This is a genomic window from Microbacterium sp. K2, assembly GCF_051365005.1.
GTDB lineage: Bacteria > Actinomycetota > Actinomycetes > Actinomycetales > Microbacteriaceae > Microbacterium > Microbacterium foliorum_B.
This window is the reverse complement of the sequence record NZ_JBLWII010000001.1, coordinates 2,460,795-2,484,774: the sequence shown is the minus strand read 5'-3', so window position 1 is coordinate 2,484,774 and position 23,980 is coordinate 2,460,795. Positions and strand designations below refer to the sequence as shown.

Below are 23,980 nucleotides of genomic sequence, written 5' to 3'. Positions count from 1 at the left end.
GTCAGGCACGCACGCGGCGCACGCCGCCGCGGGCGCGCTGGATGATCCAGCACACGACGTAGATCGTGAACGACAGGGTGGTGATGTACGGGCTCACCGGCAGCGTGCCGGCGAGGGCGAGCAGGATGCCGCCGACGGCCGACACGAAGCCGAAGAGCGCGGCGAGCAGCGGCACCACGACCGGCCCGGCCGAGACGCGCATCGCTGCGGCCGCGGGCGTGACGAGCAGCGCCATCACGAGCAGCGCACCGATGATATGCACGCTGACGGCGACGATCAGGCCGAGCAGCACCATGAACAGCAGGCTCACCGCACGGGTGGGCACTCCGCGGGCGGCAGCCGACTCGGGGTCGAGCGAGTCGAAGCGCAGCGGGTTCCACATCAGCAGCAGTCCGAGCAGCACCACGATGCTGATGCCGAGCAGCCAGCCGAGGTCGGGGCTCGAGACCGACACGATCTGCCCGGTCAGCAGACTGAACCGGTTGGCGCTGCGCCCGTCGTAGAGCGACAGGAAGAGGATGCCGAGGCCGAGACCGAACGGCATCAGCACCCCGACGATCGAATTGCGGTCGCGGGCTTTGGCCCCGAGGATGCCGATCAGGATCGCCGCGACGAGCGCCCCGCCGAGCGAGCCGACGACCACGCTGCCGCCGAAGAGCAGGGCGGCGGCGGCACCGGCGAACGACAGCTCGCTCACGCCGTGCACCGCGAACGCGAGGTCGCGCTGCATCACGAAGACGCCGATCAGTCCGCCGACGATGCCGAGCACGGCACCGGCGATGATCGAGTTCGCGAGCAGGGCGACGAGCTCGCCGTAGTCCTGGAACGAGAAGACATCGCTCCAGTCGACCGCGGGGACGATGCCGGCCATGACGGTCATGCGGCACCTCCGTGGTCGTGGTCATGCGCGTGCTCATGGTGGGGCTCGGCATCCGGAACTCCGACGACGACCAGCCGGTCGCCCGCCCGCAGCACGAACACCGGGGTGCCGTAGAGCTCGGTGAGCACCCGCGTCTGCAGCACCTCTTCGGGGGTGCCGAGCACGAAGCGGCCGCCCGCGATGTAGAGGATGCGGTCGACCCGGCCGAGGATCGGGTTGATGTCGTGCGTCACGAACAGCACGGCCGCGCGGCGATCACGGCGCTGACGGTCGATGATGTCGGTGATGGCGACCTGGTTGGCGAGGTCGAGGTTCGACAGCGGCTCATCGCACAGCAGCAGGGTCGGCTCATCGGCGAGGGCCTGCCCGACCCGCAGCCGCTGCTGCTCTCCGCCCGAGAGCAGCCCCACGCGGCGGTCGGCGTAGTGCGCGGCCCCGACCGATTCGAGCAGCTGGTCGACCTTGGCCTTGTCTCCGCGGTGCGGGATCGGGAATCCGAAGCGGCTGCCCTGCACCCCGAGCGCCACCAGGTCGCGGGCTCTCATGCTCGTGTCGGGGGCGAGCGAACGCTGCTGCGGGATGTACCCGATGCGCGGATTGCCTTTGCGCACGGGTTCGCCTGCGACCGTGATCTCGCCGGCCGACAGCGGCTGCAGGCCCAGGATGCTGCGCAGCAGCGTGGTCTTGCCCGAACCCGACGGACCGAGCACGGCGATGAACTCGCCGGGGTCGACCGTCAGGTCGAGGCCCGACCACAGCTCGCGGTCGCCGCGCTGGAGTGCGGCTCCACGGATGTCGAGCACCGGGTTCGACTTCTCGGCTCCTGCCCGCGCGTCGGCGGCAGCGCTCACGACTGGAGCGCGGCGGCGAGGCTCTGGATCGCGTCACTCATCCACTCAGAGTACGACGATCCGTCAGGCAGCAGCTCCGTGAAGGCGACGAGCGGGATGCCGGCATCCGTTGCGGCATCCTCGACGCGCTGCGTCTCGGCTCCGCCGGTCTGCGCGTTCGTGAGCACCGCCGCCACATCGCCGCTCTCGACGACGTTGAGGGTCTCGAGCAGCGTGGCGGGGGCGACATCGCTGCCCTCCTCGACCGACTCGGCGAACCCCTCGGGGGTGACGTCGGTGAGTCCGGCCGCGGTGGCCAGGTAGCCGGGCAGCGGCTCGGTGATGATGACGTTGGCACCGGCGGCATCCGTCTTGAGCGTCTCGAGGTCGGCCTCGAAGCCCTCGAGGTCGGCGACGATCTCTTCGGCGTTGGCGGTGAACTCCGCCTTGCCGTCGGGGTCGATCTCGGCCAGCTCGTCGGCGATGGCCTCGACGACGTGGACCATGGTGTGCGGGTCGAACCACACGTGCTCGTTGAAGCCCTCGATGTGGTCGTGACCCTCGTGGCCCTCTTCGCCCTCGGCGTGGTCGTGGTCATGCTCTTCCTCGGCCGCACCCTCCTCATCGGAGTGGCCCTCGTTGCCGGGGAAGTCATGCGAGAACTCGACGGCTGTGACCAGGTGGGGGTCGTCGGCATCCTGCAGCAGTGTGTCGATGAAGGCGTCGTAGCCGCCGCCGTTCTCGATCACGAGGTCGGCCTTCTGCACCGTCAGGCGGTCGCGGGCCGATGCCTCGTACGAGTGCGGGTCCTGAGTGGCGGAGGTGATGATCGAGGTCACGTCGACGCGGTCACCGCCGATCTGCTCGGCGAGCGAGCCGTAGACGTTGGTGCTCGCCACGACGGTCACCGCGCTGTCGTCGCCCTCTCCCGCAGCGGTGACAGTCGAGCATCCGGCCAGAGAGAGTGCGGCGACGGATGCAAGGGCGAGGGCGACGAACGGCTTCTTCATGCTCTCACTCTAAACGCTAATGAGAACCATTATCAAATCGGCGAGTCGTCGCCCTGCCCTCTGCCTCAGCCGATGTGTCCCGGCGCGATCCACACGGTCGAGTCCCCAGGAACGGCGCCGCCGACGACCGCTCCGAGCACGACATCCGCGGCATCCGTTCCGAGGTCGAACGGCTCCGAGCCGAAGTTCGTCACGATCTGCCAGCCGTTCGGGCGGGCGAAGCGCAGCACATCGGGGCGTCCGGTCTCGATCCACTCGAGGCTCTCGTCGGTCTGCAGCTCGCGACGCAGACGCAGCGCCTCGCGGTACAGCGACAGCGTCGACGACGGGTCACCCTCCTCGACATCGACCGCGGACTCGGCGAACCAGTCAGGCTGCGGCAGGTGCGCCTCGCCCGCTCCGAAGCCGAAAGAGGGGCCGGATGCCGTCCACGGCAGCGGCACACGGCATCCGTCGCGTCCGAGGCCGTCGAAGACCGCACCGCGGAAGAACGCCGGGTCCTGACGCTGCTCGGCCGAGATCTCGGCGACCTCCTGCAGCCCCAGCTCCTCGCCCTGGTAGAGATACGTGCTGCCGGGCAGGCCGAGCAGCAGCAGCGTCGCGGCATGTGCCCGACGCAGCCCGAGCTCACGGTCGAGCTGGTCCTCGGGCCCGCCTGCGGCGACCCATTCCACGCCCTGCTTCACTCCGGTGCGTCCGCCGAGCTGCGGCAGTCCGTACCGCGTCGCGTGCCGGGTGACGTCGTGGTTCGACAGCACCCACGTCGTCGACGAGCCCGTCGCCCGCGACTGCGCGAGGTTGTCGGTGATGATGGTGCGGAACTGCGTCGCGTCGAAGTCGGCGACGAGCAGATCGAAGTTGAACGCCTGACCCAGCCCCTCGGCCGAGGCGTACTTCGCACGACGCTCCGGAGTGCTCACCCAGGCCTCGGCCACGGCTGTGCGCGGCGGGTCGTACTCGTTGAAGACCCGACGCCACTCGGCGTAGACCTCGTGCACGTCGTCGCGGTCATGCAGCGGGTGGTTGCCGTCGTGCGGCAGCAGCTCGAGCTCGGCGGTGCTCGGCAGCGGCTCGGTGAGGTCCTTGGTCAGCATGTGGGCGACGTCGATGCGGAAGCCGTCGACTCCACGGTCCGACCAGAAGCGCAGGGTCTTCAAGAAGTCCTCGCGCACCTCGGGGTGATCCCAGTTGAGGTCGGGCTGCTCTGGCGCGAAGCTGTGCAGGAACCACTGGCCGTCTTCCACCCGCTCCCACGCAGACCCGCCGAACGCGGCGGTCCAGTCGGTCGGGGGCTCTGAGCCGTCCGGGCCCGAACCCTCGCGGAAGATGTAACGCTCTCGCGCCGCCGACCCGCGGCCGGCGGCGAGCGCCTCCTGGAACCACTCGTGCAGGTCGGACGAATGGTTCGGAACGATGTCGACCACGACGCGGATGCCGCGGTCGTGCAGAGCCGCGACCATGTCGTCGAAGTCCTCGAGCGTGCCCAGGCGCGGGTCGACGTTGCGGTAGTCGGCCACGTCGTACCCGCCGTCGGCGAGCGCCGACGGGTAGAACGGGCTCAGCCAGACCGCGTCGATGCCGAGGTCACGCAGATAGTCCGCCCGCGAGACGATGCCCGGGATGTCACCGAGTCCGTCGCCGTTCGCGTCGGCGAAGCTGCGGGGGTAGATCTGGTAGACGGCGGCCTGTCGCCACCATGCTGCCGTCGTGTCGTCGCGGGTCTCGGTGAGAAGCGCATCGGTCATGAGGGGTATTGCTCCTTCGTGTTGCGGTCTGGTGTGGGGGCGTTTCGTCCGAGGCCGTGCCAGCGACCGAGACGAAACACGCGTCAGCCCTTGACGGCGCCCTGCGTGACGCCTTCCATGACGAAGCGCTGCGTGAACAGGTACGCCAGGATCGCCGGGGCCATCGCCATCAGGTATGAGGCGAACGACACGTTGTAGTTGTTGCTGAACTGGGTCTGGAAGAGGTTCTGCCGCACCGGGAGGGTCTGCATGGCCGGGTCCGAGATGATCAGCGACGGCATCATGAAGTCGTTCCACGCGTAGAGGAAGGCGAAGATGCCGACCGTGGCGCTCATCGGCGCGAGCAGCGGGAAGATCAGCTGCCAGAACGTCTGCCATGTGCTGGCGCCGTCGATGCGCGCGCTCTCCTCGAGTTCGATCGGGATCGAGCGCAGGAACGCGGTGAACAACAGCACGCTGAAGCTCAGCTGGAACATCGTCGCGAGGATGATGACCCCGAACGGGTTGTCGAGACCGACCCAGCCGGTCAGCTGGATCTGCGGCAGCGCCACGACCGGGAACGGGATGAACATCGCGGCCAGCAGGTAGAAGAACGAGTAGCGGAACAGGCGGTGGTCCCAGTTGCGCACGATCGCATACGACGCGAACGCAGCCAGCACGATGGTCGCGATGACGGTGCCCGCCGTGACGAGCAGCGAGATGCCCGCTCCGACGGGGAACTTCGTCAGGTTCCACGCCTCGACGAAGCCGTCGATGCTGAACGGAGCCGGCAGCGAGAAGGCGTTGCCGTCGACCGCCTGGCCCGTGGTCTTGAAGGCCATCGACATCGTCACGTACAGCGGAAGCAGCACCGTGACGGCGCACAGGATCAGGATGATCGTGCCCGACCAGTTGACGCGCTCCATGCGGACCCTCGGCTTCTTGCCCGAGGCGGGGATGGTGGTGAGTGTCTGCGTCGACATCAGAGTGCGTTCCTTCCGCGGGTCAGCGAGAGCTGCAGCAGGGAGATGAGCACGGCGACGATGAAGAAGATCGTCGCGTTGGCCATCTGGTAGGCGAAGTCGCCGCCGTTGAAGCCCGCGATGATGGTCATCGCGACGCTGCGGGTGGCGGTGCCGGGACCGCCGTTGGTGAGGCCGACGATGATGTCGTAGGCGTTGAGGAAGCCCTTGAACCCGAGGATCACGTTGATCACCACGTATCCGGCGACGAGCGGCAGCGTGATGCGGAACAGCTGCTGCCTCTTGTTCGCCCCGTCGATGCTCGCCGCCTCGTAGACCTCGCTCGGCACCGAGAGCAGACCTGCGATGTAGATCAGCAGCGTGCCGGGAACCGCCTGCCACGCGGTCACGATCACGATGGCGACCCAGGCGAGATCGGGGTTGGCGAGGAGGCTGGTCGACAGCCACGGGATGCCGGTGGCGGCGCCCGCGGCCGGGATGGAGTTCGAGAAGAGGAAGTTGAAGACGTAGGCGATGATGATGCCCGAGATCACCATCGGGATCACGAAGATCGTGCGCAGCCCCGTCTTGAAGCGGATGCGGGAGGTCAGCCCGACCGCGAGCAGGAACGCGATCACGTTGACGACGATCACCGTGGCGATCGAGAAGCCGAACGTGAACAGGTAGCTCTGCAGTATGGCCGGATCGCTGAACATCGCGATGTAGTTCGTGAGACCGCTGAAGCTCCACTCCCCGATGCCGATCGAGTCGGTGAAGCTGAAGAAGATGCCCATGACCGCGGGCACGGTGATCGCCAGGGTGAAGATCACGAGGGTCGGAAGCAGGAACAGGTAGTAGATCGGCTCGACCCGCCCCTTGCGACGACGGAGCTTGCGGCCCTGTCCCGTGACGATCGAGGTCGTGTCGGTGGTCGGGCTGTTCGGCCGCGTCACATTCGCGGCTGCGGTGGTGCTCACGGTGCGGACTCCTCTGTCTCGCCGGCTGCCGCATCATCGGTCTTGGGGATCGGTGCGCGGAAGGCGATGCGAGCCCAGTCCGCGTCCATCGTGCGCAACATCGAAGTGGTCGAGGCGCCGAGCACCATCGCCTGCGCGTAGTTCATCACCGGGATCGTCTTCGGCACGAGCACTGAGGGGCCCTGGTAGATCTGCCCGTTCTCGTAGTACTCGATCATCCCCTCGATCCGGGGATCATCCGGAGCCGGTGCACCCTTCGTCGGGGTGAAGCCGAGCTGCGATGCGTTGTACGCCTCGATGTTCTCGGGCAGATAGAGGTACTCGAGGAACTCGCGTGCCGCCTCCTGGTGGTTCGATCCCTCGGGGATCATCGCGCCGAGGTCCATGTTCACGCGCACACCGAGGTCGGCCGGATCGTCGGTCATCGGCAGCGGGAACGTTCCGAGCTCGAGGTCGGGCGCGGTCTTCGCGATCTCGCTGAACGCCCAGGGGCCCTGCATGTACATCGCAGCCTCGCCCTTGCCGAACGCGAGGTTGCCGTCGCCGTATCCCCGGCTCTCGGCATCCTCGTTCGTGTAGTCGTTCGCGAGCTGCATCATCTGATCCATGGGCTTGGCGAAGTCCTTCTCGAACGAGACGGGCGAGTCGGGGCCGACGGCGGCCCCCTCGTCGGCCATCGCGTCGAAGAACTCGATCGTGTCCACCGATCCTCCGATCGAGTAGTCGTACCACCCCTGGCCCACGGTCCAGTCGTCCTTGAACGTCGCGTAGAACGGGTCGATCCCTGCGTCCTTCAGCTGGTCGCAGACCGCGATCAGCTCGTCCCAGGTCTGCGGGACCTCGAGCCCCTGGGCGTCGAAGATCTCCTTGTTGTAGATGACCGATGCCGCCATCACCGAGTACGGCAAGGCGCTGGTGCGGCCCTCGCACGACCCGTACTGGTCCATGAGCGGCTGCAGATCGTCGCGGACGGATGCGGCGGCGTCGGTGTCGGAGAGATCGGTCAGGGTGCACCGCTGCACGAACCGCGCGATCTCGTAGTTGTAGTTGCCGAGGATGAGGTCGGGCGGATTGCCCCGCACGAAGCTGGCCGAGATCACGTCCGGCCCCGAGGTGTCGATCTCGACCCGCACGTCGCTCTGCGACGAGTTGAATTGGGCGACGAGGTCGGTCATGAAGCCGATCGCCTCACGCTTGTTGAACGTGAAGCGGATGGTCTCGGTGCCGCCGCCGGGTGCGCAGGCGGTGAGGGCGGAGCCGACGAGCGCCAGCGCCATGGCAGCACCGGCCACTCGTGCGACGGAGGGGGATTTCACAGACACCGTTGTCCTTTCGTCCTGTAGATCCGCGGACTAAATCTAGTGAGCGAATTTACTTCGATGAACGGTACTGTCTCATGTGAACGAGAGTGAGGTCAAGACCCGTGACAGAAGTCTCCGCAGGTCTGGGCACCGGGCGAGCCAGCGTCGGCGCCGTGCTCGACTTCGCCTGGGCGGCGGGCGAGTTCACCGCCACCGACGTCATGGCCTCGACGTCTCTGACGCGCTCGACGGCCATCGACGCGATCGACACCCTCGTCAGCGCCGCCGTGCTCCGTGAGCTTCCGAACGCGAGGGCCGCAGGCAGCTATCGCGCAGGGCGCCCCGCGCGGCGCTTCGTGCTGGCATCCGATCTCGGTGTCGTGCTCGGCGTGGATGCCGGTGACAACCATGTCGCCGTCACCGTCTCCGACCTGCTCGACCGCACACTCGTGCACCACCGCACGGACATCGACTCGACCGAATCGGCGGCGGCGCGGCGCGCGACGGTGCTCGGCCAGATGGAGCAGGCCCTCACCGAGGCGGGTGTCTCGAAGGATGACATCCTCGCGATCTGCGTCGGCGTCGCAGCTCCCGTGAATCGCGCAGGGGTCTCTCCCCCGCATCCCGACGGCTTCTGGGAGCGCACGAACCCTGGCCTCGCCGACGCACTGGCCGACTGGGCGCCGGCCGTCGAGATCAAGAACGACGCTCAGCTCGCCGCGATCGCCGAGGGCTCGGTCGGGGCCGCAGTGGGATGCCGGGACTATGTCGCGCTGCTCGCCAGCGAGCGCTTCGGCGGGGGCGTCGTCGTCGACGGCCACGTGCTGCACGGCGCGCACGGCGGCGTCGGCGAGGGCATCGTGTTCGACCACATCGTGGGCGTGGGATCGGCCTTCGGTCTGAGCTACGCCCTGCAGGACGAGGTGCGTGCCGCCGTCGCGAGTGGCGAGGTCGACGCGGACTCGCCGATCGGACGCCTCGCCGACGACGACCGCGTGGATCCGCGCGTCGTGCTGACAGCCGCCGCGTCGGGTGATGCCGATGCGCTGCTCGCGACCTCGCGCGTCGGCGCCACCCTCGCTCGAGTGGTCGGCGTTCTGGGAAGCATGTACGACCCGACGCGCGTGATCGTCTGCGGCGCAGTCGCCGAGAGCGTCGCTCCCGTGATCGCCGCCGCGCGCGAGGTCGTGCCGACCGAACTGCACCTGCCGGCACCCGAGATCCTCGCCTCGACGCTCGGTGCCGAGGTCGTCTCGATCGGGGCCGTCACCACCGCCCGCATGGCCGCCCGCGAGGTGGCCGTGCCGCTGCTGGCGGAGCGGCGACTCAGCGCGGTCAGCTGAGCGCAGTGCAGGAGAAAGAGCCTCGGCGCTCCCCCTCGTCGATCGAGCTGCTCCTCGACCCGGATGCGGAGACCGCCGTCCGTGCCGAGTGGGATGCCCTCGCCGCACGCGGGCTCTCGAGCCTCGCGGGGCACACATCCGCGAGCAACCGCCCTCACGTCACGCTGGTCGCACGCATCGGCCTGTCTCCGCCGGACCCGGATGCCTTCGCCACCATCCCGTCGTTCCCGATCACGCTCGGCGCTCCCTTGCTTTTCGGTTCCGGGGATCGACGCGTCCTGGCGCGGAGCATCGTGCCCACGTCCGAGCTGATCGGCCTCCGCGAGACGGTCCTGGCCGCCGTCGGCCCGGGCGAGGATGCGCCGCACACCGCATCGGGCGAGTGGATGCCGCATGTCGCGCTCGCTCGACGGGTGCGCGTCGCCGACCTCGCGGAGGCGCTCGATCTCATCGGCGGCGATATCCGAGCTCACGCGCGCAGCGTGCGGCACTGGGACCCCGCGCTCATCACCGTCACCACCCTCGCGGAGCTGCCGCAGTCGTAGCCGGTCGCGGCGCTGAACGGCGACAGCGTTCAGGCGTAGTCGCTGTCGTCCACCGGGGAAGGCGCCGGACCCGCGCGCGTCGGCTCGGTTGCGGCATACCGGTCAGATCGGACGATCTGATGCCGCCGCTGCTAGACAGCGGCATCAGATCCAATCCATCCGTCAAGCGGGCGATGCCTGAGAGACGCTCTGGATCGCGTCGCGGAGTTCATCGGAGCGGTTGCTACGAATGACCCGCGAGCTCCCTTCGGTTAGCGTCAGCCACACAGCGGAGCCAGAGGACCACAACACAAATCGGTCCGAACCGACGATGCGCCACCCCAGGCCACCGGCCTGCGACGGATTCACGTCTGTGACTTCGATCTTCTCGACGTCCAAGACAGGGATATGCATGACGCGGAACAGTGAGAGATGCGCATCGATGTGCGTTGCGCTCACTGAGACCCTGATTCGCCTGTCGAGGCCGATGAGTCCGGCCCCGAGAATCAGGATGAATGCCGCAATGAGGAGCACGATGACCCACCCGCCGATCTCCTCTACGTTGCCAATCACGACCGGCGCCGAGATCGCGGTGATGACGGCCAGGAATACCAGCGTCGATGCTCCTGCGACCGCCAACCACCGCGGACCGATAAGGGTTTCACGAAACAACACTGGGTACCTCCTCTTTTGAGCCTCTCCTGACGGGGGCTGTCGTGTACCACCTGTTCGCCAACAGCGACCAGGAGCTGTCAGCCGGAATGAGCAGGATCATCGTCATCCGTGCCCTGGAACCGCCATCCGTACAACCCCCGGTCCGACTCTGGCATCGCTGACCAAATCGAGTCTCGGAGAGGCGTGGGCGTGTCACTAACCGTCCAGCGGCGCCCGGCAAAGACCATGCGAGAGGGGATGTCGTCAGCCATGCATATAGTCGCAGGTAGATGAGCAGGAGCCGGTCGCATGAGTCGAGAATAGAACAAATCTTCGACTCTTGCTACCGTGCGGTCCGGGCTTGGGTCCGCTTCGGGCCTCAAGCGGTGCGGGTCGATGCGAAGCTCTCGCGGTCGACGCCGTTGGCGGCCGGCATCGAGTTCCGCGCAGGCGACCAGACGTTCCGGTGCTGGGTCTGGGGCAATGCTGTCGCCGTCGACGAGGACTAGTAGGTAGGTGCCGGCGGCGGGGTTGTGCTCTGCCACGAGCGCACCTTGCCCTATGACGGGCATCGTCGCATGATCCTCCGCGCCAGCCGACCCCGTCCGTGGAAAGCTCAGGCGGGAGGGGAGCCGCCCCGACCACGATGGTGGGCCGGGAGCCGCTGCGGTTGCGCACCGAAGACGAGGTCTCGCTATCCGCTTCGGCCTGGAGCGAATCGCCCGCTGCGAGCCCAACCCGCAGCGACCTCATCCCTGCGACGGAGGGCTCGAGGACGTACCGCGACTAGCGCTGTCACCCCGCATCATGCGGGTAGCGCAACACTGTGGCTCACCGCCGTGGCGCCCAGTTCTCAACAGCCGCTCTTGCGCCGAGCCAGCTGCTGCGGGGGCGGCGCAATCGTGACACTACATCGGCCCCGAAAACCTCCTTGTGGCCCCGGCTGAGGTGCAGTCGGGGCCACAAGCCGCGTCCAGGCACGACATCCATTTAGACGAAGCCGCGCGGCGAGGGAACTATCGAGTCGAGCTCAGATCCACCTTCTTGCCGGTTACCTGCATCCCGATCTGGATCAGAGCGTTTTTGCCATTGCGTTCCGGCATGCAGAACGTCTCGGACGAGTTCCACGGAATCCAGCACAGCTTGGCGTAGTAGTTGCCTGTGTAGAAGTTACGAACCGTATCCCATGTGCCATTGGTGATTCCGGAGCTGAACTGGTAGTTGATATTCCCGGGCGGGTTGTCGTGCCAACAGGGCTTTCCGGACGCGCAGCCAGTGCTCCACGAGAACGGAGTGACCTTGTTCCGAGGTTGCGAGGCCTCAAGTGCAGCCTCAAGCTCTGCCTGGGACACTTCCTCGACCGCGGTGACGTCTCCCGAGTACGGGTCGACGGTGATGAACTTCGGCTCATCAGACCCCAGGACGTCTAGTTCAGAGGGTGAGAGCTGATCCGTGTCGCCCGTGACCTCGGCCGGCCGAATCGCCGGCAGCTCAAGTGACGCGAGCGCTCCACCAGACAGCGCCAGTGGAACGGCCACCAACAGGCCTGCGAGTAACTTCATAGTGACTGTTTCCTTTGAAAGAATTTCAGTGTCAATCTCGACGCATTCATATGCCGCCGATGACGAACCCGAGCATAAAAACAACAAATGCAACCGCGAGCGATCCGAGAACAGCGAACAAAGCACGGATGATCGTGAGTTTGCGAGACGCTGAGAAGAGGAGAGCGGTCAATAGTGCCAAAATGCCCGCGACTGCCGTGAGCCAGGTAGACGCCGCGTAGAAGGCAGTCTCACTCTCGGTCGCTGGCCACGGCACGTCCCCGTCGACCGTCCCGTTCATGTACCCCGCAACGACGCTCGCCGCTAGAGCAAGTACCGCGAGGCTAACGGCCGCCACCTTGAGTCGGGGACGTGTGTGGTTGATGGTCTCGTCTCGCGTCATGGGTTGCACTTAGTGATGGGGTTTCCCTGGATCGACCACAGGATGTCGGGTCGCGTGGATTCCATGTTGTACGTCGCACCTCCGCCGAGCCAACCGTACGCGACATGGCAGTAGAACTGATTGATGATGGTCGACGTGACCTTGGACTTGTTCGTTCCCAGATCCGCCCGAAGGTCCGCGAGGTGAGATTCAAGGGTAGAAATCCCTCGATAGAACTCGCCCCACGAGGTGGGTACGGCGTTCACGTTATAGGCAGAGCCGCCCTGGCTAGTGACCCAAGCTGACGCAACCAGATCGTGACCCGCCCAAGGGTCGGCAACTACCGGATAAGCGTCCGCTGGGACGGCGTCGAGGTCGACGTGCTGAACGAGAGTGCCGCCGTCGATCTCAAAGCTGGTGGGAACCTCACCACCGTTCGCGTCACGAGCCCACGGCGTCGCGATTCCACCGACGAACTCGCCGTCTGAATTTTGAATGAGAACCGAACCGTCCTCCTCGATGGTCGCACTCGCTGCAGCCGGTAGGGCCATGTCCATGCGGAACGAGGTCTCGATGGTGGGTTCCTCGATGACGATAGCGATGAGGGCGCTGCCATCCTGCATGAGGATCGGCTCCGAGGTGACTGACTCGGTGTTCGGAGCTGCCTCAAGAGCAATCGTTCCCGCCGGAGTGTGAACGTAAGCCGTTGTCTCGTCAACCGTGGCCGAGGCGTTGTCACTGTGCGAGACGCTGCTTGTCGACTCGACAGAATCGCTGATCTCCACAGGCGCCTGCTCTTCGAAAGCGATGAGCGCTGGACTCGGCTCCTCGCTGTCAGCGGCCATCGCTGGCGACACACCAGCCAGCACGACTCCGGCAAGAACGACGCCAACGCAGCCCATCGCATGTCGCTGGGACACCTTCTTCATAATCACTTTGAACCCCTCATAAGTGTCGCTGTTCAATTCGAACAACGAATCGAACATCACCCTATGACGCGCCCCTTCCCGACGTCTGTCCCCCAAACGGCCGACTCGAACGAGCGATTAGTGCAGAGCAGTATCGGCCAAACCGGAATGCCGATTATCACGAATTGAAGCCGTTCCCCAACTAGTTCTTTTTAATCCGTCTCAAATGCTGGAGTCTCGGCATGCTTCGAGAGTCCTGGGCGACTCCGCCTGCGGTCTGCGCCTCGCCGAGACATGAGTACAGAAACATGGACCGGTTTCAGTATCCGGGGTCGACCGTGATCGTCCGCACCGTCCGATATACACGCGATAGTCGTCCGACTCCCGCCACCTTCAACCGCACTGTCGATGCCTTCCCCGATTCGCGACACCCGGTCAACCGCTACCAGCCTTCGCCTCTCTCTGATCCGCCCGGTCCAGGCGATGTTCTCGGCGGCAGCCCCTATCTCTGCGGCGCCCCCACCGGAATGCGGCGAAGTCTGCGCCTGAGGCGTGCAGAAATCCACACAGGGAATTGCAGAGTTTGAGACGGAGTGGGCACCCGACATCCGCATCAGCGCGCGGATCGACACCCGAGAGCCTCTCCCGGCCGGGAACCGGGGAATCGCAACGGGACATACCGAAGCGAACCCAACCCCTAACGGAGGAGCTTCTCTTGTCCCGACGATTTTTCGCGGCGCTCATCGCTGCAGTTGCCATCATGAACCCGACACCAGCCCTCGCTTCAGCGGAGCCCAGCCTGCCGGCCGCGTGCACAGTTGGGGGCATCGCGATCCCCGAGGGACAACCGGCACCCGCGAACATTCCCGTTGTTGTCTCCTGCTTCGACTCCGTAGAGGAGGCAGAGGACTTCATCGGCGACGGCGCACCCGGAGACTTCGAACAGCTCTACCCGCGTGGCACGAACGCGCGTGCCGCGGCTGCGGCGACCGTCATGGTCGGCAAGATTTGGACGGGCACATCACGGTCTGGGTCGGTCCTGATCCATTGGGGTTCAGGCAACGGATGCAGCGGCGCGACGTACGGCTTCCCGAGCCTGGGCTCGGGATGGAACAACAACGTCCGCTCGGCTGAAGGCTTCAACAACTGCTGGTCATCGCAGTACGATGGCGCCAGCTACTCAGGCTTCGTGGTCACCTGCACACCGTACTGCGGATCGCTCGGAGCACTGGCTGCGAAGACATCCTCGGTCGTGTACCGCCCCGTCGGAACCTTCGGGTGACAGCATCAGTCTTCGAAGGGGTGCAACCGAAGTGTTGAACATTCGATTCGCCCAGGGACAACCGCTGCTTCACCCTCGTCAGTCACGCACATCGTGAACTTGGACGGGGCAACCCCCGTTGCAGGCGTCGTCGAAAGTGGATCGTTCTCGGCGAACGCGCCAGCCTCCCACATCTGAACGCAAACCGCTTCCGCGTCGTCAATCGGAACAACGCCGTCTGGCGTGGCAATGCTTGCCGCCGCGCCGGACAGCGTTCCGTCCGGGTTCCGAAATGCACCCTCAAGGCAATAGACGATGCTGGTGTCACTCACCGGGCGCTGCTCGAGCAACACGACGCCGGCGACCCCAGCGCCAGCCACGACGAGAACACCCCCAGCAATGCTGAGCCGGCCCCACAGACGCTTCCACCACACAGGCCGAGAAAGGTCTTGGCGCATTTGCTCGACGAGCAGGTCTTGCACCTCCCGACGGTGCGGCATGCCTCCGGGCTGATCCGTCATGCGTTCGCCTCCTCTGCGGTGGGAGCATACTCCTGCAGTTCACGGCGCAACCTCGTCTTTACACGCGAGAGCCGCGACTTCACCGTCCCCTCGGGGATACCGAGAACCACCGCAGCCTCCGAGACCGGGAGCTCGTGGATGACGCAGAGAACCACAACGCTCGCATCACGAGTGTTCAGTTGCAAGAGCGCATCGCGAACCCCGCGCGAGATCTTCAACGAGTCCATCGCACTGGCGACCTCGTCTGCGTGGTCAGGGACATCGCTGTCGTGAGGAATCTTGCTGAGAAGCCGCTGGTAGCGCCGCCGCGACCGGAGGCTGTTCTTCGCCGCGAACGAAGTAGTAGCGAGCAGCCAGGGCAGCACGGATCCGTCGACCACTCGGACCTTCTCCCTCTTTCGCCACAGCTCGAAGAACGCCGTCGCCGCGACCTCCTCGGCATCCCAGGAGGTACGCATCAGCACCAACGACATCCGGAAGACTGGCGATTGATGGCGGTCGTGCAGCATCCGGTACGCGGGTTCATCGCCGCGGGACAACCGGTAGAGAAGTTCACCGTCGTCGGGCGTTCTCGACTCTCGATTCTCCGGCACTGCTTCACCTCGCGCGTCACGGTCGGGGGAACTGTGCGACCGTCGCCTACGAGTCTATGCGCCGTCGAAGGCGTCGAAGTCCGGGGCACGCTATGCGGAGAGACCGAGTGATTGTTGGTCGGCGAGAGCCCGCTGACTCATCGCTCGAGAGATTGCGCCCTGGCCACGTCGAGCTTCTCGCGGACTGCACCCCAGATACCTATGGCACTGGGCGCGGAACGTTTCGTATGTGCCATATCCGCAACGCCGAGCGATCTCAAACATGGGGACATCGGGGTCGCGTGACGCTGTAGCGACGACTTGCCGAAGTCGTCGCCGGGCAAGGAGCTCAGCGACGCTCGGACAACCGACGAACGCCCTGTCGAGTTGCCGTCGGGAGACGAAGAGCTCGCGCGCGAGCCAAGTTGGACCCACTCGATGATCGCGGTAGTGCAGGTCGACCAGCACGGCACAGCGCTCCCGTATGGCATCAAGATCAGCAAGCCTCATGTGACGTAATGTCCGCATGCGGCCGAATGGTTCCCAACGACGGAAGTTCCTCGCCGATGCCGCCCCGGCTCTACTCACTCGTAGCTGTTGCTCAGCCAGTCGCTCCCCTTTTCGTTGAAGCCGTGCCAGGCACGCGGTTGGCCCGTCACGTCAATAACGAGCAGTTCATCGTCCGCGTCAAGGTGTGTGACAAGAACGTTACGGGCCTGCTCTGCAGACCGGTTGGTCACAACGAGCCATGTCGAATCGAGATGATGCCACCATGCAGCGCTGAGTGCTTTTATCGCCTCAATGAGGTCCGGGTAGTTCTTTTGCTTGTTCAGGTCGTAACCGATGAGAAGGGTGGCCATACACAATCGTCGCTCGCACCCCGGCGCACCGGGCGCAACTCGATTACAGAAGATGAGACAGGTTCGCCGTTGCCGACACACTCATCGCTTCGGTGCGCTCGGCCTCGACCCGCGTTGGTCGCAACGGTGCTCACCCGCGCTCCAGATCCGGAGCAACAGGTCGGCCCGCGAAGACAGACCCGGCACGCCGCGCCCATCATGAACTCCACGCGAACCGGTGATTCTGGCTAACTGTCGCGCAGCGCACCTCGGTCCCGACGCATCACGAGAACCTTCCGTACCTGCCAGGCGAGCAGCACTGCCGACCCGGTCACCATGACCCCGATGAGGATCCATTGCAGGAGGGAGTACGCGATGCTCCAAGTCAGCGTCAGCAGCAGGAGACCGACCATGTACGCGAAGAGCAGGGCCGAGACGGCTGCCATCAACCGCTCCCGGCGGTACCGCCGCCGTGCGCCTCACCTCGCCATGCCGTGAAGACTACGGTCGACGCTCTCGTCGAGGAACGGCGTCCCCTCGGCGAGGCGTCGCTCTGGCTCCGCGCTCGATGTCACCACATAGCGACTTGAGACGGTCAGGCCCGCTGTGCTTTCAGCGTCGAGGGTACAGCGAACACTGAAGCGCATCTTCGAGGAGGGCGACGGTTCGCAGATCAGGCCAGGTCGCTCTAGCAAGAACTCTTCGCAGCGTGCCCTCATCGAGACTCGCGATCCGGGCAACCGAGCGCATACTCGCTGATCCGATGGCGGACTGAAGGTTGAGGACAAATACTCGAGCAACCTCCCCTGCGTGATCTGTCGACGGCGTCGTTGGCCACGAAGCGGTCAGCTCCGCGGGGGATTGCCTCTCTGAACGCGCCATCTCACGTCCCCTGTGAGAAGATCGCGAGGGAGCCCAGTGTTCTCATGGATCAAGTCCTTGATTTGGTGCACATGGTTCGGTGCGGATCATCTTCAACAGTGATTTGACTCATTTAGAGCGAGTTCTCACATCACTCGACGAGCAGCGCGGGCTCCTCGAGAACCGATGCCACGTCGGCGATGAAGCGGCTCATGCCGTCGCCGTCGATCACGCGGTGGTCGAACGATCCGGCGACAGTGGTGACCCAGCGGGGGCGCACCTCGCCGTCGACGACCCACGGCTTCTGGCTGATCGTGCCCATCGCCACGATCCCGGCCTCGCCGGGGTTGATGATCGGGGTGCCGGCATCCATCCCGAAGACACCGATGTTGGTGATCGTGATCGTGCCGCCCTGCTGGTCGGCCGGGCTCGTCTTGCCCTCGCGCGCGGTGAGGGTCAGCCGGTTCAGCGCGCGGGCGAGGTCCTTCATGCTGAGGTCCTGCGCGTCCTTGATGTTCGGCACGAGCAGGCCGCGGGGCGTGGCCGCCGCGATGCCGAGGTTCACGTAGTGGCGCACGGCGATCTCGGCGCCGCCCTCGGTCTCGATCCAGGCGGCGTTGACCATCGGGGTGCGACGTGCGGCCCAGATCACGGCACGGGCCATGATCAGCAGCGGGGAGACGCGGATGTCGGCGTAGTCGGGCGATGCCTTGAGCCGCTTGACGAGCTCCATAGTGCGGCTGGCATCGATCTCCTTCCATACGGTGACGTGCGGGGCGGAGTAGGCGCTCTGCACCATCGCCGACGACGTGGCCTTGCGCACGCCCTTGACCGGGATCGACTCGGTGCGATCGTCGCTCTGGCTGGAAGCGGGTGCCGGGGCCGGGGCCGGCGACAGCCCGCGAGCGAGGCCCGCCGGAGCATTCTGCGGCGCAGGCACGGTCTCTTCGCGCACGGCGCCCCACTCGGGAGTCTCGATGTTGCGGAAGACGCTGGCCTGCGAGGCGTGGGTCATCACGTCGTCGCGGGTCACCTCGCCGTCGGCTCCCGTGGGGGTGACGGTCGTGAGGTCGACCCCCAGGTCGCGGGCGAGCTTGCGGATCGGCGGCTTCGCGATCACTCCGACCGACGAGCGAACGGGGCGCTCGGCCGGTCGCTTTCGCCGCGAGGTGGCGCCGCCGCCCGTGCCGTAGCCGACCAGTACCGAGCCGCCGCCCTCTTCCGGCGCGGGCGCCTCGGCGGTGGCGATCACGCCCGGACCGGCATCGTCACGGGCATCCGTCACGAAGGTGATGATCGGCGAGCCGACCTCGACCGTCGCGCCCTCTGCGGCGAGCAGCTCGCCGACGACTCCCGCGTGCGGCGAAGGCAACTCGACGAGCGACTTGGCGGTCTCGATCTCGCAGATCACGTCGTTGATGGCGACGGTGTCACCGGGCGCGACCTTCCACGCCACGATCTCGGCCTCGGTCAGGCCCTCGCCCACATCGGGGAGGTTGAAGTTCTGCGTGCTCATGTGCGGTCCTTTCGGAACGGCGAGATCGGGGTGGGATCAGTAGGCGAGGGAGCGGTCGACGGCCTCGAGGATGCGGTCGGCATCCGGAAGGTAGGTGCCCTCGAGCTTCGCGGGCGGGAACGGGGTGTCGTACCCCGAGACCCGCAGCACCGGGGCCTCGAGTGCATAGAAGGCGCGCTCCATGACGGTCGCCGCGATCTCGCTGCCGATGCTGACGAAGCCCTGCGCCTCCTGCGCGTAGACCATGCGTCCGGTCTTGCGCACCGAGCTCAGGATCGGCTCGTAGTCGACCGGCGACAGTGAACGCACATCGACGACCTCGCAGCTGGTGCCCTCGGCCTCGGCGAGCGCCGCCGCCTGCAGCAGCGTCGTGACCATGGCGCCGTGACCGACGAGCGTCACGTCGGAGCCGGTGCGCACGACGCGAGACGAGTGCAGCGGAGCAGCCGACGCATCGAGCTCGACCTCGCCCTTCTGCCAATAGCGGCTCTTGGGCTCCATGAAGATCACCGGGTCGTTCGACGCGATGGCCTCCTGGATCATCCAGTACGCGTCGTTCGGGGTCGACGGCGACACCACCCGCAGACCCGGGGTGTGCGCGAAGTACGCCTCGGGGCTCTCCTGGTGATGCTCGACGGCGCCGATGTGTCCGCCGTACGGGATGCGGATCACGATCGGCAGGTTCAACTTGCCCTCGTGCCGGTTGGTGAGCTTCGCGAGCTGCGTCGTGATCTGGTCGAACGCGGGGAACACGAAGCCGTCGAACTGGATCTCGATCACAGGGCGGAACCCGGTCATCGCGAGCCCGATCGCCGTGCCGACGATCCCCGACTCGGCGAGCGGCGTGTCGAGCACGCGCTTGTCGCCGAAGTCGCGCTGCAGGTGCTCGGTCACGCGGAAGACGCCGCCGAGCTTTCCGATGTCCTCGCCCATGAGCAGGACTTTGGAGTCGTCTTCCATGGCCCGGCGCAGGCCCGAGTTGAGGGCCTTGCTGAGGGGCATCGTCTCCAGAGTCACTTGCTGTCTCCTTCGAAAGAGGCCTCGTATCGCGCGTGCCAGGCCTTCTGCTCCGCGATGAGCGGATGCGGCTCGCTGTACACGTGGTCGAAGATCTTGTCTGCGGTGGGTGATCCGAGTTCGACGCTGCGCGAGCGCAGGTCTTCGGCCGCATCCGCGGCCTCGGCATCCACATCGGCGAAGAACTGCCCGGCTGCTCCCCTGTTCTCGAGGAACGCGCGCATGCGGTCGATCGGGTCGCGCTGCGCCCACGACTGCTCTTCGTCCGAGCCGCGGTACTTGGTCGGGTCGTCGCTGGTGGTGTGGGCGCCGAGACGGTAGGTGACCGCCTCGATCGCACGGGGACCCCCACCGCTGCGGGCCTCGTCGAGGGCGACCCGCGAGACGGCGTAGCTGGCGAGCACGTCGTTGCCGTCGACGCGCACGCTGGGGATGCCGTAGCCGGCGCTGCGCTCGACGAGCGGCACCCGCGACTGCGTCGACACGGGCACGGAGATCGCCCAGTGGTTGTTCTGCAGGAAGAACACGGTGGGCGCCTGGTAGCTCGCCGCGAAGACCATCGCCTCGTGCACGTCGCCCTGGCTCGATGCCCCGTCGCCGTAGTAGACGATGACCGCTTCGTCGGTGTCGAGGTCGCCGGTGCCGGATCGCCCGTCGAAGTTCAGTCCCATGGCGTATCCGGCCGCGTGCAGAACCTGCGAGCCGAGCACGAGGGTGTACAGCCGGGTGTTGCCGTTCTTCGGGTCCGTCGGGTCCCAGCCACCGTGTGAGACGCCGCGCATGAGCTTGATGATGTCGACGGGGTCGACGCCGCGGATGCGCGTCACGGCGTGCTCGCGGTACGACGGGAAGATCGTGTCCTGCGCGCGGGCGGCGCGGGCGGATCCGACCTGGGCGGCCTCCTGACCGCGGCTCGGCGGCCACAGCGCGAGCTGCCCCTGACGCTGCAGGTTGGTCGCCTGGGTGTCGATCGCGCGGATGACCACCATGTCGCGGTAGAACTGCTCGAGCTCGGCGTCGCTGATCGCTTCGATCAACGACAGATACTGCTCAGCAGCCGGACTCGGCGTGAAGCGGCCATCCTGATCCAGGACGCGGACGAGTTCAGTCTCTGACGAGGTCACGATGCCACGCTACCGCCGCGCGCATGCTCGGGCACGCATACCTAGGACGTCCTCGCAACTGCCGGGAAACCGGAGAACAGGGCGCCCCGAGCCCGTCAGAGCTGAGTCGCGGCGACCTCGAGAACGCGATCGACGGATGCCTCTTCGCCGACCGAGATGCGGATGCCGTCGCCCGGGAAAGGTCGCACGATGAGGTCGGCGGAGGCGAAGGCCGCGGCGACCTCGACGGTGCGGTCGCCGGTGGGCAGCCAGATGAAGTTGGCCTGGCTGTCGGGCACGTCCCACCCCTGCGTGCGGAGCCCCTCGACCAGACGGGTGCGGCGCTCGACGATCACCGCGACGCGCTCGAGCAGCTCGGACTCGGCATCGAGGCTGGCGATGGCGGCGTTCTCTGCGGCAGAGGTGACGGAGAGCGGGATGCCGGTGGTGCGCGCGGCGTCGAGCACCTTCTCGTGGCCGATCGCGTATCCGATGCGCAGGCCAGCGAGACCATAGGCCTTCGAGAAGGTGCGCAGCACCACGACGTTCGGATGCCGTTCGAACACGCGCTCTGCGAGGCCGTCGACCGCACCGGGTGCGGTGACGAACTCGGCGTAGGCCTCGTCGAGGATGATCAGCACGTCGGAGGGGACGCGCTCGACGAACGTCGCGAACTCGTCGCTCGTGATGATCGGCCCGGTCGGGTTGTTCGGCGTGCACAGGATGACCGCGCGGGTGCGGTCGGTCACCGCATCGGCCATCGCGTCGAGGTCGTGGCGTCCGTCGGAGGTCACAGGGACCTGCACCCCGGTGCCTCCGGCGACGAGCGGCAGGCTCGGGTAGGCCTCGAACGAGCGCCAGGCGTAGACGACCTCGTCGCCGACCGAGACGGTGGCGAGGACCAGCTGCTGGAGGATCGAGACGCTGCCCGCGGCGACGTGCACCTGCTCGGGAGCGACGGCGTAGCGGACGCCCAGCCGTTCGCGCAGGCGGCCGGCGGTGGCGTCCGGGTAGCGGTTGATCGGCGTCGTATGCTGCAGCGCAGCCGCCACGGAGGGGAGCGGCTCGAACGGGTTCTCGTTGCTCGAGAGCTTGAAGGCGTCGGGGCCCGCCTGCTTGCCCTGTCGGTACGGCGCCAGGGCGGCGATGGCGGGGCGGATGCGCGGCAGGATCGGGTCGGTCACAAGGATGAGTCTAGATTCCACCGCCCTCCGGCGGAGCGCATGGAAGACTGGGATGACTATGCGCTTCATCATCCGAGTCGTCGTCAACGCGTTCGCCCTCTGGGTCGTGACGCTGATCCCCGGCCTGCAGGTGCAGATCACGGCGTTCGCGCCGGGTGAGACCCTGCAGCTCGTGCTGACCCTGCTCGCGGTCGCCGCGATCTTCGCACTCGTGAACACCTTCATCGGCACGGTGGTGAAGATCGTCGCGTTCCCGCTGTACATCCTCACCCTCGGCCTGATCGGGTTCGTGATCAACGGGTTCCTGCTGTGGCTCACGGCATGGATCACGAGCGGGTTCGACTGGGGCCTCACGGTCGGCAGCTTCTGGTGGGGCGTGCTCGCGGCGCTCATCATCTCGCTGATCAACGGCGTCTTCGGCTTCATCCTGCGCCCGCAGAGCAAGAAGCAGCGGCGCGACTGACGCGTAGACCCGCGCGCATCCCGTGCATCGGTCATTCGACGCGCTCGGCCTGATACTCGGTGCGCTCGATGACCTCGGCCGCGTCGAGCTCTCTCCAGAACTCGTCCATCGCGTCCATCCGAGGATCACTCAGATCATCGGCGGTCTTCGCGGTGTCGATGTACGTGTCGAGGTGGTGCGCGTCGACCGCCAGGTCGCCGACAGTGTCGAGCGGCGTTCCTTCGGTCAGCAGGGTGACGCTGTCATCTGAGCCGGTTCCCTCGGGCGATCCTCCGCCCGCCAGGCTGGAGACCGGGTCGTCGGAATGACGGACCTGGATGATGGTCTGGTCGTCGTCGAGCGTCGGCTCGACCGGGCTTCCCGCGGTGATCTGCATCTGCACGTCGAACCCGCTCTCCATCGAGAGGTGCGCGGCGACCATCCCCGATTGCGAATGAGCGACGACATCGACCTCGTCACCGGGCTGCGCTCCGGCCGCCTGGAGCGCCTCGATCGTCGACTGATACGACGCCGATCTCTGCCCGGTGTAGAGCTGGAGGTTGGACTTCGAGTCCCACGGCTCCTTTCCTCCCCACCCGACGCTCTGCGTTCCCTCCAAATAGGCGACGAACTTCGTGCTGCCATCGGCGAACGAGTACTTCTCGACGGCGATCTGCGCTCCCGAGGTGCGCGGCATGCGCCCGAGAGCTCCCGCGATACCTGACGGCGCACCGGCCGGCGACGACGTCTTCACCGGCGCGACGGAGACGGCGTCTGCCTTGCCCGTGAGAGTCTCGCCGGGACGCACCTTTCCGAGTCCCGACACGGCCCCCAGTGTCGCCACGGTCAGGAACAGCTGGTCGTAGAGCCCTGGCGTCACGACGTTGCCGGCGAGACCCTCGAAGCGCTCGGCCCGCCACTGGGCGATGAGCTCATCGGCCATCGCCCGGATGCGGTCGTCTGATGCCGCGAGCCGATCGGCCCGGCGCAACAGCCGCTGCGCCGTGCTCGGATCCGAGCACTCGAGCATCTCGGCCTCCGCACGCAGCTCGACGTACTCATAGGCATCGGACATGAGCAGGGTCGAGCGTGCGGTCTCCTGGCACTCGGAGTGCAGGCGAGCGACGTGCTGCCCCGACGACCACAGACCGACGGTGTCGACGTGTGTGCTGAAGCCCGGAGTATCGACGATGATCCGATGCACGCGCATGATCGCCGCGCGCGCATCGTCGCAGCGGGAGGCGACGGCATCCAGGCGTCGAGCGACATCCCGCAGGGCGTCGGGGTCGACAGAGATCGCTCCGCCGTGATCGATCGTCAGCCCGGTCACAGGACATCGATCCGTTCAGCCTCGGATTCGCGGCTGCGCATCTCGGAGGCCTCGAGCCGTGCTCCCCGTCGGAGATCCTCGAGCGCGTCCTGCATCGCGCGCACTCCGTCGGAGTGCCAGTCGGTGTCGGAAGTCAGGACGGCGAGCGACGCGCGAACATCGTCGAGCGCCTCGACGGCGGTGCGGAGTGCTGCCAGGACCTGCGCTTTCGCCCAGGCGGTGTCGGCCGCGCCGGTCTGCGCGAGTGCAAAGGAGTACATGCGCCCAGCATCCGTCATCACGCACCGAGCCCGAGGCG

General features: G+C 66.4%; 27 protein-coding genes. 5 read left to right on the top strand and 22 right to left on the bottom strand.

The annotated features are described in order from the left end of the window. Nucleotide 1 precedes the first annotated feature (1 nt). The 7 genes from ACLKOY_RS12120 to ACLKOY_RS12090 form a co-directional block, all read right to left on the bottom strand. A complete protein-coding gene (locus tag ACLKOY_RS12120) occupies nt 2-871 on the bottom strand; it encodes a metal ABC transporter permease (RefSeq protein ID WP_436454126.1) in 870 nt (289 codons plus the stop codon). A 5-nt stretch (nt 872-876) separates the two neighbouring features. Next, nucleotides 877-1,731: a metal ABC transporter ATP-binding protein gene (locus ACLKOY_RS12115; protein ID WP_436453821.1), complete on the bottom strand. Its 855-nt coding sequence runs from the start codon at nt 1,729-1,731 to the stop codon at nt 877-879. Further along, complete coding sequence (locus tag ACLKOY_RS12110; RefSeq protein ID WP_436453820.1) at nt 1,728-2,720, bottom strand: metal ABC transporter solute-binding protein, Zn/Mn family; 993 nt, start codon at nt 2,718-2,720, stop codon at nt 1,728-1,730. Before ACLKOY_RS12110 ends, ACLKOY_RS12115 begins: the two co-directional genes overlap by 4 nt. A gap of 65 nt (nt 2,721-2,785) precedes the next feature. Beyond that, nucleotides 2,786-4,465: a glycoside hydrolase family 13 protein gene (locus ACLKOY_RS12105; RefSeq protein ID WP_436453819.1), complete on the bottom strand. Its 1,680-nt coding sequence runs from the start codon at nt 4,463-4,465 to the stop codon at nt 2,786-2,788. Between the two features lie 83 nt (nt 4,466-4,548). Beyond that, entirely contained in the window at nt 4,549-5,427 is an 879-nt protein-coding gene (locus ACLKOY_RS12100; RefSeq protein WP_042540511.1) for a carbohydrate ABC transporter permease, read from the bottom strand. Continuing rightward, the gene (locus ACLKOY_RS12095) at nt 5,427-6,320 is read right to left on the bottom strand and encodes a carbohydrate ABC transporter permease (protein ID WP_436454125.1); all 894 of its coding nucleotides are present in this window, start codon (nt 6,318-6,320) and stop codon (nt 5,427-5,429) included. The genes ACLKOY_RS12100 and ACLKOY_RS12095 overlap by 1 nt, the downstream gene beginning before the upstream one ends. Nucleotides 6,321-6,379: 59 nt before the next feature. Further along, nucleotides 6,380-7,705, bottom strand: a complete 1,326-nt coding sequence (locus tag ACLKOY_RS12090; RefSeq protein ID WP_436453818.1) for an ABC transporter substrate-binding protein — start codon at nt 7,703-7,705, stop codon at nt 6,380-6,382. A gap of 101 nt (nt 7,706-7,806) precedes the next feature. On the opposite strand from ACLKOY_RS12090, the gene ACLKOY_RS12085 reads away from it, so the two are divergent. Continuing rightward, the gene (locus ACLKOY_RS12085; protein WP_436453817.1) at nt 7,807-9,027 is read left to right on the top strand and encodes an ROK family protein; all 1,221 of its coding nucleotides are present in this window, start codon (nt 7,807-7,809) and stop codon (nt 9,025-9,027) included. 5 nt (nt 9,028-9,032) lie between these two features. Then, entirely contained in the window at nt 9,033-9,572 is a 540-nt protein-coding gene (locus ACLKOY_RS12080) for a 2'-5' RNA ligase family protein (RefSeq protein ID WP_436453816.1), read from the top strand. 162 nt (nt 9,573-9,734) lie between these two features. On the opposite strand, the gene ACLKOY_RS12075 is transcribed toward ACLKOY_RS12080, so the two are convergent. Next, on the bottom strand, nt 9,735-10,226 hold the full coding sequence (locus tag ACLKOY_RS12075) for a hypothetical protein (protein ID WP_436453815.1): 492 nt from the start codon (nt 10,224-10,226) through the stop codon (nt 9,735-9,737). 365 nt (nt 10,227-10,591) lie between these two features. Here ACLKOY_RS12075 and ACLKOY_RS12070 point away from each other — a divergent pair, with 365 nt between their 5' ends. Beyond that, nucleotides 10,592-10,714, top strand: a complete 123-nt coding sequence (locus ACLKOY_RS12070; protein WP_436453814.1) for a hypothetical protein — start codon at nt 10,592-10,594, stop codon at nt 10,712-10,714. A 507-nt stretch (nt 10,715-11,221) separates the two neighbouring features. On the opposite strand, the gene ACLKOY_RS12065 is transcribed toward ACLKOY_RS12070, so the two are convergent. The 3 genes from ACLKOY_RS12065 to ACLKOY_RS12055 are packed head-to-tail and all read right to left on the bottom strand — an operon-like array spanning nt 11,222 to nt 13,117. Next, nucleotides 11,222-11,767, bottom strand: coding sequence for a hypothetical protein (locus ACLKOY_RS12065; protein WP_436453813.1), 546 nt, complete (start codon nt 11,765-11,767; stop codon nt 11,222-11,224). A 46-nt stretch (nt 11,768-11,813) separates the two neighbouring features. Further along, entirely contained in the window at nt 11,814-12,149 is a 336-nt protein-coding gene (locus ACLKOY_RS12060) for a hypothetical protein (protein WP_436453812.1), read from the bottom strand. Then, the gene (locus tag ACLKOY_RS12055; RefSeq protein WP_436453811.1) at nt 12,146-13,117 is read right to left on the bottom strand and encodes a hypothetical protein; all 972 of its coding nucleotides are present in this window, start codon (nt 13,115-13,117) and stop codon (nt 12,146-12,148) included. The genes ACLKOY_RS12060 and ACLKOY_RS12055 overlap by 4 nt, the downstream gene beginning before the upstream one ends. Nucleotides 13,118-13,751: 634 nt before the next feature. On the opposite strand from ACLKOY_RS12055, the gene ACLKOY_RS12050 reads away from it, so the two are divergent. After that, on the top strand, nt 13,752-14,318 hold the full coding sequence (locus ACLKOY_RS12050) for a hypothetical protein (protein ID WP_436453810.1): 567 nt from the start codon (nt 13,752-13,754) through the stop codon (nt 14,316-14,318). A gap of 5 nt (nt 14,319-14,323) precedes the next feature. Here the strand turns inward: ACLKOY_RS12050 and ACLKOY_RS12045 are convergent, their stop codons facing one another. The 9 genes from ACLKOY_RS12045 to ACLKOY_RS12005 all read right to left on the bottom strand — a co-directional run bounded on the left by ACLKOY_RS12045 (nt 14,324) and on the right by ACLKOY_RS12005 (nt 21,910). Then, nucleotides 14,324-14,818 (bottom strand): hypothetical protein, encoded by a 495-nt coding sequence (locus ACLKOY_RS12045; protein ID WP_436453809.1) that lies wholly within the window; start codon nt 14,816-14,818, stop codon nt 14,324-14,326. Next, nucleotides 14,815-15,327, bottom strand: coding sequence for an RNA polymerase sigma factor (locus tag ACLKOY_RS12040; RefSeq protein ID WP_436453808.1), 513 nt, complete (start codon nt 15,325-15,327; stop codon nt 14,815-14,817). Before ACLKOY_RS12040 ends, ACLKOY_RS12045 begins: the two co-directional genes overlap by 4 nt. Before the next feature lie 174 nt (nt 15,328-15,501). Then, nucleotides 15,502-15,900: a helix-turn-helix domain-containing protein gene (locus ACLKOY_RS12035; protein ID WP_436453807.1), complete on the bottom strand. Its 399-nt coding sequence runs from the start codon at nt 15,898-15,900 to the stop codon at nt 15,502-15,504. 74 nt (nt 15,901-15,974) lie between these two features. Continuing rightward, nucleotides 15,975-16,250, bottom strand: a complete 276-nt coding sequence (locus tag ACLKOY_RS12030) for a hypothetical protein (protein ID WP_436453806.1) — start codon at nt 16,248-16,250, stop codon at nt 15,975-15,977. 227 nt (nt 16,251-16,477) lie between these two features. Beyond that, nucleotides 16,478-16,675 (bottom strand): hypothetical protein, encoded by a 198-nt coding sequence (locus ACLKOY_RS12025; RefSeq protein ID WP_436453805.1) that lies wholly within the window; start codon nt 16,673-16,675, stop codon nt 16,478-16,480. 566 nt (nt 16,676-17,241) lie between these two features. Beyond that, nucleotides 17,242-18,606 carry a dihydrolipoamide acetyltransferase family protein gene (locus ACLKOY_RS12020; RefSeq protein ID WP_436453804.1) on the bottom strand — a complete coding sequence of 455 codons (1,365 nt, stop codon included), beginning with the start codon at nt 18,604-18,606 and terminating at the stop codon, nt 17,242-17,244. Between the two features lie 36 nt (nt 18,607-18,642). Continuing rightward, on the bottom strand, nt 18,643-19,608 hold the full coding sequence (locus ACLKOY_RS12015; RefSeq protein WP_436454124.1) for an alpha-ketoacid dehydrogenase subunit beta: 966 nt from the start codon (nt 19,606-19,608) through the stop codon (nt 18,643-18,645). An 11-nt stretch (nt 19,609-19,619) separates the two neighbouring features. Further along, nucleotides 19,620-20,750, bottom strand: a complete 1,131-nt coding sequence (gene pdhA, locus ACLKOY_RS12010; RefSeq protein WP_436454123.1) for a pyruvate dehydrogenase (acetyl-transferring) E1 component subunit alpha — start codon at nt 20,748-20,750, stop codon at nt 19,620-19,622. 92 nt (nt 20,751-20,842) lie between these two features. Further along, nucleotides 20,843-21,910: a histidinol-phosphate transaminase gene (locus ACLKOY_RS12005; protein WP_436453803.1), complete on the bottom strand. Its 1,068-nt coding sequence runs from the start codon at nt 21,908-21,910 to the stop codon at nt 20,843-20,845. A gap of 58 nt (nt 21,911-21,968) precedes the next feature. Between ACLKOY_RS12005 and ACLKOY_RS12000 the strand changes: the two genes are divergently transcribed. Continuing rightward, nucleotides 21,969-22,373 (top strand): phage holin family protein, encoded by a 405-nt coding sequence (locus ACLKOY_RS12000; protein ID WP_436454122.1) that lies wholly within the window; start codon nt 21,969-21,971, stop codon nt 22,371-22,373. A gap of 31 nt (nt 22,374-22,404) precedes the next feature. Here the strand turns inward: ACLKOY_RS12000 and ACLKOY_RS11995 are convergent, their stop codons facing one another. Both ACLKOY_RS11995 and ACLKOY_RS11990 read right to left on the bottom strand, forming a co-directional pair. Beyond that, nucleotides 22,405-23,682 (bottom strand): hypothetical protein, encoded by a 1,278-nt coding sequence (locus tag ACLKOY_RS11995; protein WP_436453802.1) that lies wholly within the window; start codon nt 23,680-23,682, stop codon nt 22,405-22,407. Next, nucleotides 23,679-23,942 (bottom strand): hypothetical protein, encoded by a 264-nt coding sequence (locus ACLKOY_RS11990; RefSeq protein ID WP_436453801.1) that lies wholly within the window; start codon nt 23,940-23,942, stop codon nt 23,679-23,681. The genes ACLKOY_RS11995 and ACLKOY_RS11990 overlap by 4 nt, the downstream gene beginning before the upstream one ends. Nucleotides 23,943-23,980 lie beyond the last annotated feature (38 nt).